This window comes from Sphingobium sp. C100, from assembly GCF_000508185.1.
In the GTDB taxonomy this organism is placed as follows: domain Bacteria; phylum Pseudomonadota; class Alphaproteobacteria; order Sphingomonadales; family Sphingomonadaceae; genus Sphingobium.
On record NZ_AYOY01000211.1, the window covers coordinates 1 to 17,209 of the forward strand.

Below are 17,209 nucleotides of genomic sequence, written 5' to 3' on the forward strand. Positions count from 1 at the left end.
ATGCCGATGGACCGGCTCGTCTGCGGCGATGTCGGCTTCGGCAAGACCGAAGTCGCGCTGCGCGCCGCCTTCGTCGCGGCGATGGCGGGGATGCAGGTCGTGCTGATCTGCCCCACCACGCTCCTCGCGCGCCAGCATCACATGAATTTTGAAGAACGCTTCCGCGGCTTCCCGATCAATATCGGCCGCCTCTCGCGCCTCGTCCCCGACAAGGAGGCGAAGGCGACCAGGGCGGGCCTTGCCGACGGCAGCATCGACATCGTCATCGGCACCCACGCCCTCCTTGCCAAGGGGCTGGAATTCAAGCGCCTGGGCCTCGTCATCGTGGACGAGGAACAGCGTTTCGGCGTCACCCACAAGGAACGGCTGAAGTCGCTCAAGACCGACGTGCATGTCCTCACCCTCACCGCCACGCCCATCCCGCGCACGCTGCAAATGGCGATGTCTGGCCTGCGGGAACTCTCCGTCATCCAGACCCCGCCGGTCGATCGTCTGGCGGTCCGCACCTATGTCATGCCCTGGGACGGCGTCGTCATCCGCGAAGCCTTGCTGCGCGAACATTATCGCGGCGGGCAGAGCTTCTTCGTCGTGCCGCGCATCGCCGACCTGACCGAGATCGAGGAATTTCTCCGCAACGAAGTGCCGGAGATCAAGGCCATCGTCGCCCATGGCCAGATGTCGGCAACCGATGTCGAAGAACGCATGTCCGCTTTCTACGACAAGCGCTACGACGTGCTCCTATCGACCACCATCGTCGAATCCGGCCTCGACATCCCCAGCGCCAACACCCTCATCATCCACCGCGCCGACCGTTTCGGCCTCGCCCAGCTCTACCAGTTGCGCGGTCGCGTCGGCCGGTCGAAAACGCGCGCCTATGCCTATTTCACCACCCCCGCCAACCGCATCATCACCGAAACGGCGGAAAAGCGGCTCAAGGTTCTCTCCGACCTCGACACGCTCGGCGCCGGCTTCCAGCTTGCGTCCCACGATCTCGACATTCGCGGCGCGGGCAACCTGGTCGGCGACGAACAATCGGGCCATATCAAGGAAGTCGGCTTCGAACTTTACCAGTCGATGCTGGAAGACGCGATCATGGACGCCAAGGCGGGCGGCGCCAATGGTCTTGGGGGCATCGAACGGCGCAGCGACAGCTTCTCGCCCCAGATCAGCGTCGATGCGCCCATCCTCATCCCCGACGACTATGTGCCCGATCTTGACCTGCGCATGGGCCTCTATCGCCGCATCAACGAACTGGAGGACCGCAATGGCATCGAATCCTTCGCCGCCGAACTGATCGACCGTTTCGGCAAGCTGCCGCTGCCGACGCAAAACCTGCTCAAGATCATCGAGATCAAGCAGAATTGCATGACCGCCAACATCGCCAAGATCGATGTCGGCCCCAAGGGTGCGCTGGTCAGCTTCTTCGAAGATCGCTTTCCCAACCCGGCGGGCCTGGTCGCCTATGTCCAGCGGCTCAACGGCGTCGCCCGCCTGCGTCCCGACAGCAAGGTGGTGCTGGACCGCGCCTGGCCCGACCCGCAGGCCCGCCTGAACGGCGCGCTGCAATTGTCGAAGGGGCTGGCCAAGGCGGCTGCGTGACGATAGCGAACAAGGCCAGCCTCTTCACCTTGAGGGCAAAGCGCCATTTCGCCTCACTGTCCCCTTCTTCTCCCCTCCCTGGAAGGGAGGGGCTGGGGGTGGGTGCCGCCGAGGCATTCGGCGGCCTTGTGCAAGATCGCCTCGACCACGCCGTCAGGATTTTGCGCCACATCGACGTTCCAGAACCGCATCACCGTCCAGCCCTGCTCGCTCAGAAAAGCCGTTCGACGGGCATCATAATCCTCCGCATCGATATGCTGCGCGCCGTCGAACTCCACCGCGAGTTTTGCCGGGCGGCAGGCAAGGTCGATGATATAGGAACCGACTACCAATTGTCGGGTGAAGCGCGGCCGATAGATAGACATGCGCCGCCATATCAGTCGCTCGGCATCCGTGGGCGCATTGCGGAGCGCACGAGCATTGACCGTCAGATGTGCGGGAACCCGGCGCATGACGGCAAGGTAGCAAGGCTCGCTACGCTCGCCTACCCACCCCCTGCCCCTCCCTTTCAGGGAGGGGAGTAGAGGAGCCGCCACACCAGCCATCCTTTCCTATTGCAATAATCTCTGATCTATCCTGTCGGATGACCCGCCTTCTTCCCCCCGCTCCCCTTCACGCAGCCTCCCCGCCCCGGCGGGCAAGTGGCGCGTCGCTGTGGCTTCCCCGGCGCGTCGCCGTGGCGTCGATGGCGCGTGCGTGGCGCGCAGGTGGCGCGTGCCTGGCGCGTCGGCGGGGCTTTCCCGTTACTATTTCCGCAAATTCGCACCGTAACACCCCACGACAGTGTGAACTTTGCCGGTGGCGCGTGGCTGTGACCCACCGCCCCCATGTCGCCATTCCTCATAATCCAGCAAACAAGCAGCAACAGCGGAAACCTAAATCCAGCCCCGGACGACCGGACGACGACCACCGGACAACGACGACCGGACAGCAAAGTGCGGCGTCAAAAGCAGGAGAATGCCATGAATTTCACCCTTATCGCGCTTGCCGCCGCCGCCGCGACCCATAATGTCGCCATCGACCATCATGGCCAGCAGATCGGCGCCACCTACACCGCCCGCGCCGAAATGCGCACGAAGACGATCGGCGCCAAGACCCCCAATCGCATGGATATGCAACGCTGCCAGTGGACCGCGACCATCATCGTCGATCGCAAGCTCGACCATGGCCCCGCGCTCGCCCGAACCATCGCCACCGACAAGGCGTTTTCGGGCAGCGAAGCCGGCGCCTGCACGCCCGGTCGCAAAACCGCCGAACGCAACCTTGCCCGGCATCAGGAAAAGATAGAGGCCCACCTCGTTGCGGTGGCCCAGGCCGATCGCGCCCCCCTTCTTGCGGAACTGGACTCGGTACGTAATCTTGCTTCAAACTGATCGCCGCAATCGCATGGCATGGCTGGGGGGGCTGCTGCTCGCCGGCCATGCCGTTCCGGCCGCCGCCCAATATGCGTCCGGTCCCACCGTCACGATCGAAGCCGCCAGCGATGAACGCCGCCGGGGCCTTGGCTGGAGCGATGGCGATCCGGTGCTGCGCGGCACCCTCTCCGTCCCCGTGGCGCAGGGCTTCAGCCTGGATGGCGCGGCGACCACCCTTTGGGGCAGCGACCGTCATGGCGGCGCCGACGCCGTGCTGGACCTGGGCGCCACTTATATGAAGCAACTGGGCGGATTCCGTCTGAGCGCGGAGGGCCGCTATCATCTCTTCCCCGGCGCGTCGCGCGCCGATGATCGGGATTGGGGTTATGGCGAAGTCGGCGCAATCGCCGGCTTCTCGCTCGGCCCGGCCAGCATCGACCTTGGCGCCCGCTACGCCCCGCGCCAATCCGCCATCGGCGGCGACAATCTCTATCTGTCGGGCGGCGCGGCGATGGGCATCCCCGGCACGCCCTTCACCATGTCCGGCCATGTCGGGCGCTCATCGGGCGATGTGCGCAACCCCGTCAGCGCAGCCCGCCTGCGCCCCGACGGCGCCTATTGGGACCATGGCGTCGCGCTCGACTGGTATCAGGGCCGCTGGTCCGCCGGCCTGCGCTACGCCGACACCGACATCGACGCCCCCGACACCCGCCACGCCGGCGCGACGCTGATCGGCAGGGTGGACTTCACCTTATGATCCCTGGGGCGGATACATGCCGGGCGGTCGGCGGCGAACCCTATATTCCGTTATCCCGGCGAAAGCCGGGATCTCACGCAATGACGCGCCAGACCCACCAAGATCCCAGCTTTCGCCGGGGTGACGAGCAAGGATCAAGACCCGCCACCCCAACACCCGACATGCCCCCTGTCCTACAGCCCCCGCCCTTGCTACATCGGTGGCAGGAGGATGACGCCCATGCCCTTGGAACTGACGATTCTCGCCTGGGGCATGATCCTGCTCCTCGTCCACATCTTCGCCGCCGCCCATGTGAAGACGAAGCAATATGGCCCCAAATGGAATATGGGCGCCCGCGATGAAAATCTGCCGCCGCTCAACCCCATCGCCGGTCGCCTCTCCCGCGCGCAGGCCAATTTCATGGAAACCCTGCCCATCGCCATCGTCGCGCTGATCGGCGTGGTGGTCGCGGGCAAGGCCAGCGAGTGGACCACGATGGGCGGCTGGATCTGGCTCGCGGCACGGGTCGTCTATCTGCCGCTCTATGCGTTCGGCATTCCAGTGGTCCGCACCCTCTTCTTCCTCGCCAGCCTGATCGGGTTGCTGATCGTGCTGTGGCCTTTGCTGGGCCTCTGACTTCGCCATGCTTGCCCCGCGCCCTGACCCTCGCTAAGCGCGCGCCCCATGACTGCGCATAAATCCGGCGATCCCACGACGCTCAACCGCCTCTATGGCCGGCAATCGGGGCCAAAGCTTCGCAAGGGCCAGCAGGAACTGGTCGACACCCTGCTCCCGGCCCTGTCCGTCCCGACGGAGGGCCAGGTGACTGCCGCGGGGCTGTTCGGCTATGATCGGCCGCTGCATTTCGAAATCGGCTTTGGCGGCGGCGAGCATCTGGCCTGGCGCGCCGACCTGTTGCCCGACCATGGCTTCATCGGGTGCGAACCGTTTCTGAATGGCGTGGTCCAGGCGCTCGGCCATGTCCGCGATCAGGCGCTGGGCAATGTCCGCCTGCATATGGGCGACGCCCTCGATGTGCTTGGCCGCATCCCCGACGGTGCGCTCAGCTTCGTCTATCTGCTCCATCCCGACCCCTGGCCCAAGGCGCGCCACGCCAAGCGCCGGATGATGAATCCCGGCCCGGTGGCGATGATCGCGAAGAAGCTCAAGCCCGGCGGCGAATTCCGCTTCGGCACCGACCATCCGGTCTATCTGCGCTGGGCGCTGATGGTGATGAACGGCCATCCCGATTTCGAATGGCTGGCAAGCGCGCCGAAGGATTTCCAGAACCGCCCCGGCGGCTGGCCCGAAACCCGCTACGAAGCCAAGGCCCGCCGGCTGGGGCATGAGGTCTGGTACTTCCGTTACCGGCGCACATAGATTGGCGATCGCTCAGGCAGCACTCATCTGCGCGGCGCGATATAGACGGGATTGCCGATGAGGATCAATTGCCGCTGCGCATCCCGCACTTCGGCATGGACCCAGTGAGGCCGCGTGTCGCTGGTCCAGGCCGGCCAGTCGATGACGCCATCAGAGCCGATCGTCCGGCCCTCGCCGCCATCCGCCTCGCCGTCGATCAGCAGGTGGGCCGTGCCACCCGCGACGCCTTTCAGGTCCAGCTTGAAATGAACCGCCGTGCCACTGCGGGGATGCAGAGTGCCCCCCATTTCAGCCACTTCCTTGCCGCTGGTGGCAGAAAGGTCGAGCAGGCTCCCCGGCTTGGCGCCCCGAACATCGATGAACACGCGTCCCGAGCGGATGCCGTCCAGAAAGCCCTCAACCGAAAGCGACTGCATGAAAATGACGGTCGTGGGCGTGCCGATGGCGGCGGGCTTGTCGGCCGGAATGTCGGCATTGTGATTGTCGCTGCCGCCGATGGCGGTGACATGCTGGCCCGCGCCCAGCATGTCATGCCATAGCTTGAAGCCCTGGAGCGGACCTTCGGCCGACCCGGTTTGCGCCATCATGCCGCCGTTCACCACTTCGATCGCCTGCACGGCGCCGGGCGGCAGGTCATCGACACCCCAGCCGCAGCCCATGCAGAGTTCGCCGGAGGGCGCGCCGGGATGGTTGATCGACACGACGCCCCCTTCCCGCTTTGCCGCGTCCATCCATTGGGCGGCCTGCGCATAGCCCGGCGCGGTCATCTGGAAATTGACGAAGTCGGTCGGACCGAAAATATTGGCATGGCCGTAAAAGGTCGTCACTTCCCGACCGGGGATCAGCAGCAATTTGTCGAAACTGCCTTGCAGTTCGCGCAGCGCTTCAAAATGCGACGTCGTATTATGATCGGTCAGCGCGATGAAATCCAGCCCCCGGCCGACCGCCGCCTCCAGTGTGCGATAGATCGGGCAAGGCACTTTTTCCCCGGTTTGCGAACTGCATTTACCGTCGCTGTTGCCACTATGCATATGCAGGTCGCCGCGATACCAGCCAGGCGCGGGATTTATCGGAGCATCGGAAAATGCGGTGACGACCGGCTGTCTTTCGATGAATATCTTTGCCTCGAACGACGCCCGCGCGCCCTCACGAATGTTCGGCGCGCCCAGGATCAGACGCCATTGTCCCCCCGGCAGCGGTCCTGGCAGATAGCCTGGCGTCGCATCCTCGATGCTCAAGGTCATATGGTCGCGCGTACCGCCGCTCCAGCCCCGAAAACGCTCGGGGTCGGCCAGGCCAAGGTCGATGACGGAATGCTGGTCTTTCCCGCCATAGCTGAAACGGACGGTCAGCCGCGTGACGCCTTCGGGAAGGACGAAGGGGATTTCCCGGTAGCGCTCGTGATCGGCACGGGTCAGCGCGCCGGTCAAAGTCTGGTAAGGGACCGCATCCCCTTGCGCCGCCGCGGGAGAGGTCGGGGTTGCCTGACCATAGGCCGCCATGGGGGCAAGACAGGCCAGAACGACGCCGATGGCGGAGAATGCGATCCCTTTCATGGTCAGAACTTATACATCAACGCGGCGCGGAAATTCCGGCCGATCAGCGGACGCGCGATGAAGCTGTTGGCGCCGGCATCACCATTTTGCAGTTCGCCCGCCCTGGGATTGCCCTCGGTCAGGCCCAGCGAATTGTTGAGATTGTCCACATATCCATAAAGCGAAATACGATCGCTGATCTGGGCGCGGGCGCTGAGGTTGATGGTGGCATAGCCCGGCAGTCGCACCGAATTCGCCGTATCGACATAACGCGGGCCTTCATATTCATAGGACGCCTGCACGCGCAGACGATTGTCGAACAGGTTGACACCCGGCACGAAGCGCAGGCTGACCGTCGGCACGCGGATAAGCCGATTGCCGTCATAGTCGTTCACCTTGCCCGCGCTGTCGGTGTAAACCAGTCCCTTGTACCGGGGGTCCTGCAACGTGGCCGAAGCCGACATGTCGAACCAGGGCGTCGGCCGCACCGTTCCTTCCAGTTCCAGGCCGAAAGTTTCGGTATTGGCGAACAGCGCTTCGGTGACGGACGCGCCGTTGTTCAGATCGAAACGATAGTTGGTGAAGGCGACATCATTATATTTCGTCCAGAAGCCGGTGGCATAAAGGTCGATCAGGGGGCTGGTATATTTGGCGCCGATTTCGCCCAGATGCATCGTCTGCACGATCGGCTTGGCCGACGCGTTGGTGATATAGTTGCCCAGGCTCGGCAGGCGGTTGGCATAGGTATAGCGGGCAAAGACCCCCGCATTCGGGCTGAACTGATAATTGGCGCCGGCCGTCACCGTGGCGTGGCTGAAATTGTCGTTATAATTGGCGTAGACGCCGCTGCCGGTAATGATGGACGAGGTCGCCGGCGTCCCCAGATTGACCGTCTTCTTGAGACCGACCGTGCCGCGGGCGCGCATCGTTTCCCAACGCACGCCACCGTCGATACGCAGCTTCGGCGTGATCTGCCACTCGTCCGAAATGTAAAGCGCATGGGTGGTCTGCTCGCCATGGGCGTCTTCCCACTCATAGCCATAACGATATATGCCATTGTCGGAATAGGTCTTGACGACATTGCCGGCGGCATCGACCGCGACGAGATTGAGCAGGCGGGCATTATCCTGCACGTCCAGCAGCGCCGTGGAGGAATAGCGGCTGAAATCCTCATCGATATGCGCGAAATAATAGCCGAACGTGATGTCGTGCGTGGTCGATCCCATATCGAAGCGATGGGCGATGCGCGTGTCGCTCATGAACTCCTTGACCGGCATGGTGATGCCGCGCAGCCCGCCGACGATGACCAGGCCATTCCCATTCTGGTTGGCCGTGTCGTAAATCTGGCCCGGCGTGGTCACGTAACGCAATTGCAGCGCGGCCGCGTCGGGCGCCTGGGCGAGCAGCCCGGCATTTTGTTGCAGCAGGGCCGACGCGCTTTGCAGGGCGTTGGGATAGACGCCGTTCCGCTGCGTCTTCGTGTCGTTGTAGCGCGAGGTATTGCTGATGTTCCAGCCGTCGAATGGCTCGATCTCGAACTTACTGGTCAACTGGGTGCGCTTGACCTGGGTCCCGACGCTGTTGTCGAAATCATAGATGCTGCCGTCGCCCTGGATCATCTTGATGCGTTCGGTTTCCGGGCCGGCGACGGTGCCGCTATGGCCGCTGAAGCCGGGAACCGCGCGGATCTTGCCGTCTTCTGAGGTCCGCATAGGGATACCCGTGTAGAAGGCGACGATGTCGTCCAGGCGCTTCACGTCGAAACTGAACTTGGCGTTTTCCCATTCGCGCGAAATCGTCGCGCGCACCTGACCACCGCGATTGCCGGTAAAGCCGGGATCGCGCACGCCGTCGCCCGACCGGTAGAAGCCGCCCAGCGCGACCTTCCAGTCGCCGACGGGCGCGCCGACCCAGAAATCGGTGCGATAGAAATTGTCGGCGCCCAGCGTGAACTTGACCAGCCCCTCGGCCTGATCGCCGACCTGACGCGGGATGAAGTTGATCGCGCCGGCGGGAGCGTTCGAATAGAAAAGCGATGCCGGGCCGCCTCGCACCACTTCGATGCGGTCGATCGTCTCGTCCAGGCGAAAGGCCTGGTCGGCATTGAGGTAGCCCAGCGCGGGATCATGCTGGACGGGAATGCCGTCCTCCAGCAATTGCACCGATCCAAAGCCGTCGACCGGAACGCCGCGCGCGCGGACGTTGCCGCTCGCTTCGCCGCCCGATGCCTCGACCCAGAAGCCTGGGACCGACTTGAGCGCCTCGGTCACGCTCGTCGGCGCCTGCAAGCGCAGCTTTTCCTCGTCGATGGTGGTGACCGAATAGCTGGTTTCCGCCTTGGTCCGCTCCCCGGTGCCCGCGCGGCCGGTCACGATGATCTGGTCGAAACCGTCTTGCGCAACCGCCGCGTCGGCATCGCCAGGCTGTTGTCCCTGCGCCCATGCGGGGGCGGCCCCGGCGCATAGAATGGCGATGACCGACGATGTAATGAGAAACGACTTCATGCAACTATCCCCTTGGTAAATCCCTTTCCGGCCCGTTCCATGGGCGCGACAGAACCCGTGTCCGGGCGCATGATGCGCGTCCGGGCATGAAGGCAGGCGGCCATGAATTGAGCTTTCGTGGCGCAGACGGGGTCAGCGGCTCATGCCGCTACTCCCCATGAAAATTTTTTCAGGTTTTTTTTCGCTATCGGCGCGACCGGCCCGATGCCGCCGGCCGTATCCGCCGCGCTGTCAATCCTTTGTAACAAGCGCGCTCTACGCCGCCCGCATTCCGTAATCGCGATGGAGCGTCGACAGACATGGGTTGGTTACGCGACATCGACATCTGGTTCGCCGACCGCATTTTCATCTACCACGCGCAGCACCGCCGCTACGCGCTCAGCCTGGTGCGACAGAAGGACGAAGCCGAAGAACTGGTGCAGGAAGCCTATGCGCGGTTATTCGGCCTGAACGACTGGACCTCGATCGCCAACCCGCACGCCTTCACCATGCGGATCATCCGCAATCTGGCGATCGAACGGTTCCGGCGCGCCGACGTCGTGCGGATCGACCAGAATATGCTGCTCAACACGCTGGACCTGGCCGACGAAGATCCGACGCCCGATGTCGTCGCGATGGACCGGTCCGAACTCGATCATGTCGTCAAGGTGATGCAGGACATGCCCCCGCGAATGCGCGAAGCAATCTATCTTCGTCGGATTGAGGGATTGCCGCCAACGCAGGTAGCGGAAAGAATGAATATTTCCGTCTCCACGGTGGAAACACATCTGGTAAAGGCCCTTCGCCTACTAGTACAGCGGCTGGATCGTCAGGGCGTACAGGGGAAGGCGGAGCAAGTAACTACATGGGAGAACAAGGACAGGCTGGAACAGATCTGAACGATCAGGCCATTGATTGGCTGATCGCGCTCGACTGCGGCACGGCCGATGACCAGGCATTTGAAGCCTGGCGCAATTCAGACCCCCGACATGCCGCCGCATTTGCTCAGGTCGCCGCGACATGGCGACGCACGGCCGACAAGCGCCTGTCCGTCATGCTGGAACAGCCGGCCGATATGCCCCGCCCCGCGCCCGCGGAGCCGGACCTGCCGGCGCCCAGGGCGTTAACCCGCCGCGCCTTGGCCGGCGGCGCGGTCGCAGCGATGCTCGGCGTGGGCGCCATTGGCGCCTTCATGGCGTGGCCCCGCCGCGCCTATGCGCAAACGGCGGTCGGCGAGCGCCGGACGGTTCACTTGCCCGACGGCAGCCAGGCCTTGCTCAACACGGACACGCGCATCGCATGGCGTTTCGACGACGGGCGCGATTTCTGGGTCGAGCGGGGCGAGGCGAACCTGCGCGTGCGCGGCGGCGGCAAGCCGTTTCGCCTGTATAGCGATCCGATCGACGCCCGCTTGAGTCAGGGCGAATTCAATCTGCGGCTTCAACCTGGCGGTGGCCATCTGCTGGTCATCGACGGACGTGCCGCCACCATTTATCGCGGCACACAGGCGCAGATGCTGCAAGCCGGCCAGACGCTGACCATCGCGGATGGCGCGGCGCATATTGCGCATATGTCGGCCGACGCGATGGCGGCGACCACCGCCTGGCGCCATGGAGAGATCATATTCAACGGCATGGCGCTCGGCCAGGCCGTCGCCGAATTCAACCGCTATCTGCCCTACCGGATCGAGCTTCAAACCGCCGATCTGGCGCCTACCCAGCTTGGCGGCACATTTGAAACCGCGCAGCCCGACGCCTTCTTGCTGGCGCTGGACCAGGGTTTCGGCATCGCGCATCGACGGGAAGGCGATCGGGTTCTGCTATTCCGCCGGCCCTGACATATAGCTGACGCGCGGACGGTTCATCAGAGCATCATGCGTGCGATTCGCGGCCTTCGTCAGGTTCTCCGACGATCGACCACCCGATCTTCAAGCCTCTGCCCGACGCGATCGAACAGCCTGTCGCTGCTCGCCACGGCGCTGGTCGTCGCCATGCCTGCCACGGCCCAGGCCGAACAATCGACCAGGTTCGACATTCCAGCGCAGGATCTGGCGCAGGCGCTCGATCTGTTCGCCCGTCAATCCGGCGTCCAGATTCTCTACCCCTATCGCATGGCCACAGGACGGCGCAGCGCGCCCCTGCATGGCAAGATGTCAGCACGCCAAGCGCTGGCGCGCCTGTTGCGCGGTCACGATCTGGCGGTGGCGAGCTTCACGGGCCATGTCGTCACTTTGCGAGCGTCCGCCTCTCCCCCCGCCCGGCCTCACGCGCCACGCAGGCCGGTGCCGACGCCATCACGGGTCACGCACCCCGTCCCGCTGCCCCCGCCTGCACCGGCCGCCGATATCCTGGTAACAGGCCGCGCCGCAGCCACGCCGCTCAGCGCGCCCGAGTTGAGCTATGCGCTGACCGAGATCGATGCGGACACGCTCGCCCGCCACGGCCATTTGTCGACCGCAGATTTGTTCAGGCAAATTCCCGGCTTCTGGGTCGAGGCGACCGGCGGCGAGGCCAGCAACAATATCCGGTCTCGCGGCATCCCGACCGACGGCTATTCGTCGGTGGCGCTGCTTGAAGACGGTTTGCCCATTCAATATGACGGCGGCCTTGGCTATCTGAATACCGACCAGGTGTTCAGGGTGGATGCGACGATCGATCGCGTGGAGGCCGTGCGCGGCGGCCCCTCCGCCATTTTCGCACCCAATGCCCCCGGCGGCAGCATCGATTTTCTCACCCGCAACGGCTTGCATGATCCGGGCTACACCATCTCAGCCGCGATCGGCGATTTCGGATATGAGCGGGTCGAAGGCTTTGCCGGCGTTCGGGTCGCGCCGCATCTGGGGATTGCGCTGGGCGGTTTCTACCGCGCGGACGATGGGCTGCGGAATCCCGGCTTCCGGGCGGATCAGGGCGGACAAGTCCGCGCGGGCATTACTTATGATGACGGATCGGTCCGGCTGTCGGCCAATGTCAAACGGCTCGACGACCGTGTGATCCTCTATTTGCCCGTGCCGCTGCAATTTGGCGATCGGGGCGATGTCCAGGCCATCCCTGGGTTCGATCCGTTGTTCGACACGCTCGCCGGACCGAACAATGTCCATGTCGCGTTCAAAACCCCTGCCGGACCACAGGACTTCGACCTGTCGCAAGGGACGCACAGCCGCATCACCTTTTATTCCCTGACCGGCCGGGCGGCATTGGGAGAACGCAGCGCGGTTGAGGTCAAGGCGCGCCTGCGCACCGGCACGACGACGCGCAACGGCCTTTTCCCGATTGGTCGCCCGTCAACCGGCGCCGACTATCTCGCAAATGCCTGGCCGCAGCTTGCGGCCGCCTTTCCCGGCGCGGCCACGGCACAGATACGCTATGCTGAAAGCGGCAAGCCATTGACTCCCCAAAGCAATGGCAATGGCCTGGTAGTCGGCGCCAACCTTCTTGCCGTCCAGTTGCCGATGGACGAGTTTATCGGCGATGCGCGGTTCACCACGCGCGTCGATCATTGGGGCGACCATGATGTCGCGCTGGGCGTCACCTATGCCGACACCAGCCTGCGCTATGACCGCCAGATGAGCACCGTGCTGCTCGACGTCACCGGCCAGGCGCAGCGGCTTGACGTCGTGGCGCTGGACGGCGCCGGGCGGCAGGTCGGCGCGCTGACCGACAACGGCTTCGTGCGCTACGGCTCCCTGTTCGACGCCGTATCTTTGCACGCCTCCAATCTGGCGGTGTATCTGGCCGACGAATGGAAAGTCACGCCCCGCTGGCGCATCGACATGGGTGCGCGGTGGGAGCGAACCCTGATCGGCGGCGGCGTCGAGGGCGCGGTTCCGGTCGACCTGGGCGATCCGGCGACGCTGGCGGACGATGCCGTGCTCAGCTGCAACGGGGTCGTGCGCCGGATCGACCGATCCTTTGCGGGGCTGAGCGGAACCGTTGGGATCAATTATCATCCTGCGCCCGCGACCGGCATGTTCCTGCGCTTCACACGCATCGCCCGGCTGCCAAGCGCCACCGAATTCAGCGCCCTGCCGGACCGCACCGACGAAGCCATCGTCCCGATCACCATGTGGGAAGCTGGCTTGACCGCGCTGCATCGGCACTGGACCCTGTCCATCGTTGCGTTCAAGACCGATTTTGCGCGGCTGCCGTTCATCGATCATCGCTTCGACCCGGAAACCAACACCTATATCGACCGCATATCGATCGCGGACACCACCACGATCGGGCTGGAATTGTCGGGCCATGCCGACCTGTTCGGCCCGCTGCAACTCGATGTCCAGGCGACGCTCCAGGATCCGCGCTATCGCCATTTCAATTTCGTGGAACTGGTCGATGGCGCGCCTGCGACACGGGACGTGACCGGCAATCAGTTGATCCGTGTGCCAAAGCTGTCCGTGCGGGCGACGCCCAGCCTCGACCTGCTGGCCAAAAAGCTGCGCATCAGCGCGGAACTGGTGCATTATTCCGGCCGATATGCGGACATCGCCAACACCCAGCGGCTGCCCGCCTTTTCCATGCTCAATGCGCATGTGAACGCCAGGCTGACCGATCATCTCTCGCTCGCTCTCCATGGCACCAACCTCACCAACGCGCTTGGCCTTACCGAAGGGAATCCCCGAACCGGCTCCTTCGACAGCGGCGTTGCCGGCGCCCGATATTTCCTCGCCAGGCCAGAATTCGGGCGGACCGTTCGCATGACGCTCAACCTCTCCTACTGATCGCGCTGCCGCTCCGCGCCGGGAAAGCGCGACGAGCGGTCAGGAAGCTTGCCTGCCAGCCCAGCCATCACGCTCCGCAAATATCCGGGCCACCGCATCCATATTGTCGCTGCCCCAGTTGCACAGGGGCGCCAGCGCCTGCGCCAGGCTATGGCCGAGTTCGGTCAGCCTGTAGTGGATCAGCATCTTGTCGCTGACGCCCTGCACCGCGCGTTCGGCCGCCGCATCCGGCAGTTCCTGCCGCCGCCCGAAGATATAGACGAATGCACCCTCTTCGATGAAGCGCTGGGCCGACGCGAAGCCGATGCCGGTGCCGCCGCCCGTTATCACTGCCGTCTTGCCGTTCACCCGGTCGAGGTCGCGGCGGTGGCCGCGTTCCTCGCCTCCGCCGACAGCAGCTTCATGACCGGCAGCGAAGTCTTCGCCGACGGAGGTCTGGCGCAGATATAGAATATCCTGCGGAAAAGTGGGAACCGGTTCTCCGCATAAAATAATGCGAAAACAAACAACTGGACCATTCTGCCCGCGTCTGGCTTTACGCTGCATGCTCCAGGACCGGCCGCTGGGGCGAACCGGATGCCCGCGACGGCCATCGTCCGTCGCGGGCATCCGATCGCGTCAAGGAAGCATGGTTCGCCTCAGGTCAGCCGGCTGCGCTCGGGACCGGCGTGTTGAGCAGTTGCTGCTCCCACAGATAGGCGATGCCGCTGCCCGCTGCGTGCTGCTTGATGACTTCGGTCAGCTCGACCGCCGTTTCCAGCCGCGCCCAATCGCGCTGCCATTCGGCCGCCAGCGCCAGCCAGGTCATCATGTTCGCGCCGGCCGCGATCATGCGCCGGATCGCGACGTCATGCGCCTCCACTGAAACGGCGCCCGACGCATCGGTGATGACCGTCACGTCCCAACCCTCGCCGAGGGCCTGAATGACGGGCATCGCCACGCAGATTTCGGTCCACAAACCGGCGATGATCAACTGCTTGCGCCCGGTCGCCTTTGCCGCATCGACCACCGTCTGGTCCTCCCAGGTGTTGATGAAGGTCCGGTCGATGACCGCCTGATCGGGAAACACGTCGGTGATCTGGGGAAAAAGAAGCCCGCCCCGGTCGGCGATCACGCTCGTCAGGATCGTTGGAACGCCGAAAACCTTGGCGGCCTTGGCCAGGGCCGTGGCGTTGTTGACCACCATCTGCGGTTCGTGGCTGTTAAGGTTCGCCAACTGATAGGGTTGGTGGTCGATCAGGACGAGCACGGAATCTTCGGGACGAAGGAGCGAATTGAGGCCGTTGCGAAAGGTCATGACTATCCTCTGATGCTGTGGGTGCGGCTGGCGGCAGACATGCGCCCATGCCGATGCGGCCGCAGCGGGGTATTGCCGTTCCCACAACTGTTGCGGTAGCACCCTGATCTGACAAGCTGTGTCGCATAAACAGGAACACCTTCATGGATATCGAAGAATTGCAGACCTTCGTGGAGGTTGCGGATGCAGGCGGCGTATCGCCCGCCGCGCTTCGGCTCGGCGTCTCCAAATCGATCGTCAGCCGGCGGCTGGCCCGGCTTGAAGCGGATCTCGGCGTCCAGCTTCTGGCCCGGACCACGCGCGGCTCTGCCCTGACCGAAGCAGGGGCGACCTTTCGCGACTATGCGGCCAGGGTCTGCGTGGAGGTCGACATCGCGCGGGAAACGATCCTGCCCGCCGGCGATCTGCGCGGCCGCCTGCGCGTGGCCGCCCCGCTATCCTTCGGGCCAAGCCATTTTGCGCAGGTGATCGCCCGAATGGCGCGAGATCACCCCCAACTCCATATACAGACCTGCTATACTGACCGCTTCGTCGACCTGATCGCGGAAGGCTATGACTGCGCGATACGGGTCGGCTATCTTCAGGATTCAAACCTGCTCGCCCGTCGCATCGGGCCGATCCATGGCAAGCTGGTGGCCAGCCCGGATTATATCGCCCTGCACGGTTCCCCCCAGGCGCCCGATGAGGTCGCCGCGCATCAGGCCCTGATGCAGGGCACGGAAGCATGGCAGTTCATGGACGGCGACCGGACCGTCACCGTCTATCCGCGCGGGCGTTTCAAGGCCGACAACGCCCTGGCCCTCGTCGCCGCTGCGCTGGAGGGCCTGGGCATCGCCTGGCTTCCCGATGGTGTCACCGATCCGCATGTCGCCTCCGGGGCGCTGGTTCCGGTCATGACGCGCTACCCGCCGCCGCCCGCGGGCGTCTATGTCGTCCGTCCGCCGGGGCAACATCCCCAACGCAAGATACGGGTGCTCACAGAGATGCTGATGGAATGTTTCGCCCGGTCCGCCCAAACGGTCTGAGCATCCGCATTTGCAGGGCGCTCTATCGCTGACAATGCGGGCGCGCCATCCGATCGGCGTCCCACCGGCCGCAAAATAATCCTGGGCTGAAAATGCCTGTTTTTGGGGGAAAGTCAGCCTTGCCTCTCCATTCGCGGCCCCATAGAGGGGATGGAAAGATTAGCCGTTGGCTATTCGGGTCCAGATGCGGAGCAGCTTGTTGGCAAAATTCTTCCCCTTTCCCGTTTTTTCTGAAATTGCGCCAGCTTCTTCCGCCTGCCCTGCCGACACGCCGGATCGGGGAGCCGCCATTTCATGACCGGTCGCCGCTGGACCACCCGCCGTATGCGCGCTTTGATCCGCCACAGCGGACCCACGTCGCTGATCTTCCGCCGTCGTCTGGCGCTGATGGGCGGCGCCATCTTGGTGGGCCTGGCCGCGCTCGTCTTCGCCCGCGCCGCGGATGAAGCGAGCGATGCCTTTGAGGAATTGGTGATCGCCCTGCCCTGGCTGCCGTTGCTTCTGACGCCGCTTGGTTTCGCGGGGATCGCCTGGGTCACCCGCAACTATGCGCCCTTTGCCGGCGGATCGGGCATCCCGCAGGTGATCGCCGCAACCCGCCTGCCCGAACAGATTGGCAGCCGACTGGTGGATCTGCGCACCGCCTTGCTGAAGGTCGCGCTCACGCTCGCGGGCCTGCTGGTCGGCGCCTCGGTCGGGCGCGAAGGCCCCACGGTTCAGATTTCCGCCGCCATCCTCGCCCGCGTCCATGCCGTATTGCAGGTGCCCTTGCGCGCCTCCGTCATGGTCGCGGGCGGCGCGGCGGGCGTCGCCGCCGCCTTCAACACGCCGCTCGCGGGGATCAGCTTCGCGATCGAAGAACTGGCTTCGGCCTACGAACAGCGCATGACGTTGCTCGTCATCACCGCCGTCATCATCTCGGGCATGGTCAGCCTCGGCATGGCGGGCGACTATGTCTATTTCGGCGCGGTCGCCGCGCATCTGCCGCTCGGCTCCGCCATGGTGGTGGCGCTGTTCGCAGGCGTGCTCGGCGGCCTGTCGGGCGGCCTGTTCGCCCGGCTGGCGCTGGCCGCGGCGACCAG

Annotated in this window: 15 protein-coding genes and 1 pseudogene; 11 read left to right on the top strand and 5 right to left on the bottom strand. The window is 64.4% G+C overall.

Features of this window, described 5'->3' with window-relative positions; translation table 11 throughout:
* A partial coding sequence (locus C100_RS46590) for a TRCF domain-containing protein (RefSeq protein WP_024022072.1) occupies window positions 1-1,599 on the top strand: 1,599 nt, incomplete at its 5' end.
* 53 nt (window positions 1,600-1,652) lie between these two features.
* On the opposite strand, the gene C100_RS46595 is transcribed toward C100_RS46590, so the two are convergent.
* On the bottom strand, window positions 1,653-2,051 hold the full coding sequence (locus tag C100_RS46595; protein WP_031310363.1) for an endonuclease domain-containing protein: 399 nt from the start codon (window positions 2,049-2,051) through the stop codon (window positions 1,653-1,655).
* A 510-nt stretch (window positions 2,052-2,561) separates the two neighbouring features.
* Between C100_RS46595 and C100_RS46600 the strand changes: the two genes are divergently transcribed.
* The 4 genes from C100_RS46600 (at window position 2,562) to trmB (ending at window position 5,070) form a co-directional block, all read left to right on the top strand.
* Complete coding sequence (locus C100_RS46600; protein WP_024022074.1) at window positions 2,562-2,972, top strand: hypothetical protein; 411 nt, start codon at window positions 2,562-2,564, stop codon at window positions 2,970-2,972.
* A gap of 13 nt (window positions 2,973-2,985) precedes the next feature.
* Complete coding sequence (locus C100_RS46605) at window positions 2,986-3,711, top strand: TorF family putative porin (RefSeq protein WP_024022075.1); 726 nt, start codon at window positions 2,986-2,988, stop codon at window positions 3,709-3,711.
* 219 nt (window positions 3,712-3,930) lie between these two features.
* Window positions 3,931-4,326, top strand: a complete 396-nt coding sequence (locus tag C100_RS46610) for an MAPEG family protein (protein ID WP_031310364.1) — start codon at window positions 3,931-3,933, stop codon at window positions 4,324-4,326.
* Between the two features lie 48 nt (window positions 4,327-4,374).
* Entirely contained in the window at window positions 4,375-5,070 is a 696-nt protein-coding gene (gene trmB / locus C100_RS46615; protein WP_024022077.1) for a tRNA (guanine(46)-N(7))-methyltransferase TrmB, read from the top strand.
* Between the two features lie 23 nt (window positions 5,071-5,093).
* Here the strand turns inward: trmB and C100_RS46620 are convergent, their stop codons facing one another.
* Window positions 5,094-6,626, bottom strand: a complete 1,533-nt coding sequence (locus C100_RS46620; protein ID WP_024022078.1) for a CehA/McbA family metallohydrolase — start codon at window positions 6,624-6,626, stop codon at window positions 5,094-5,096.
* 2 nt (window positions 6,627-6,628) lie between these two features.
* Entirely contained in the window at window positions 6,629-9,109 is a 2,481-nt protein-coding gene (locus C100_RS46625) for a TonB-dependent receptor (RefSeq protein ID WP_024022079.1), read from the bottom strand.
* A 299-nt stretch (window positions 9,110-9,408) separates the two neighbouring features.
* On the opposite strand from C100_RS46625, the gene C100_RS46630 reads away from it, so the two are divergent.
* Genes C100_RS46630 through C100_RS46640 form a run of 3 tightly spaced genes read left to right on the top strand, consistent with a single transcriptional unit; the run spans window position 9,409 to window position 13,805 of the window.
* Window positions 9,409-9,987 carry an RNA polymerase sigma factor gene (locus C100_RS46630; RefSeq protein ID WP_024022080.1) on the top strand — a complete coding sequence of 193 codons (579 nt, stop codon included), beginning with the start codon at window positions 9,409-9,411 and terminating at the stop codon, window positions 9,985-9,987.
* Window positions 9,954-10,925: a FecR family protein gene (locus C100_RS46635; protein ID WP_024022081.1), complete on the top strand. Its 972-nt coding sequence runs from the start codon at window positions 9,954-9,956 to the stop codon at window positions 10,923-10,925. Before C100_RS46630 ends, C100_RS46635 begins: the two co-directional genes overlap by 34 nt.
* Window positions 10,926-10,961: 36 nt before the next feature.
* Window positions 10,962-13,805 carry a TonB-dependent receptor domain-containing protein gene (locus C100_RS46640; RefSeq protein WP_024022082.1) on the top strand — a complete coding sequence of 948 codons (2,844 nt, stop codon included), beginning with the start codon at window positions 10,962-10,964 and terminating at the stop codon, window positions 13,803-13,805.
* Between the two features lie 39 nt (window positions 13,806-13,844).
* On the opposite strand, the gene C100_RS49600 is transcribed toward C100_RS46640, so the two are convergent.
* Window positions 13,845-14,153 (bottom strand): SDR family NAD(P)-dependent oxidoreductase, encoded by a 309-nt coding sequence (locus C100_RS49600; RefSeq protein WP_200866604.1) that lies wholly within the window; start codon window positions 14,151-14,153, stop codon window positions 13,845-13,847.
* On the opposite strand from C100_RS49600, the pseudogene C100_RS49025 reads away from it, so the two are divergent.
* A pseudogene (locus C100_RS49025) lies at window positions 14,154-14,255 on the top strand (SDR family oxidoreductase); the annotation flags it as partial.
* Between the two features lie 193 nt (window positions 14,256-14,448).
* Here C100_RS49025 and C100_RS46650 read toward each other — a convergent pair.
* Window positions 14,449-15,102, bottom strand: coding sequence for a hydrolase (locus tag C100_RS46650; RefSeq protein WP_024022084.1), 654 nt, complete (start codon window positions 15,100-15,102; stop codon window positions 14,449-14,451).
* Window positions 15,103-15,245: 143 nt separating this feature from the next.
* Here C100_RS46650 and C100_RS46655 point away from each other — a divergent pair, with 143 nt between their 5' ends.
* The gene (locus C100_RS46655) at window positions 15,246-16,127 is read left to right on the top strand and encodes a LysR family transcriptional regulator (protein ID WP_024022085.1); all 882 of its coding nucleotides are present in this window, start codon (window positions 15,246-15,248) and stop codon (window positions 16,125-16,127) included.
* Window positions 16,128-16,421: 294 nt separating this feature from the next.
* Window positions 16,422-17,209: chloride channel protein (locus C100_RS46660; protein ID WP_037531478.1), on the top strand; the 788-nt coding region annotated here is incomplete at its 3' end.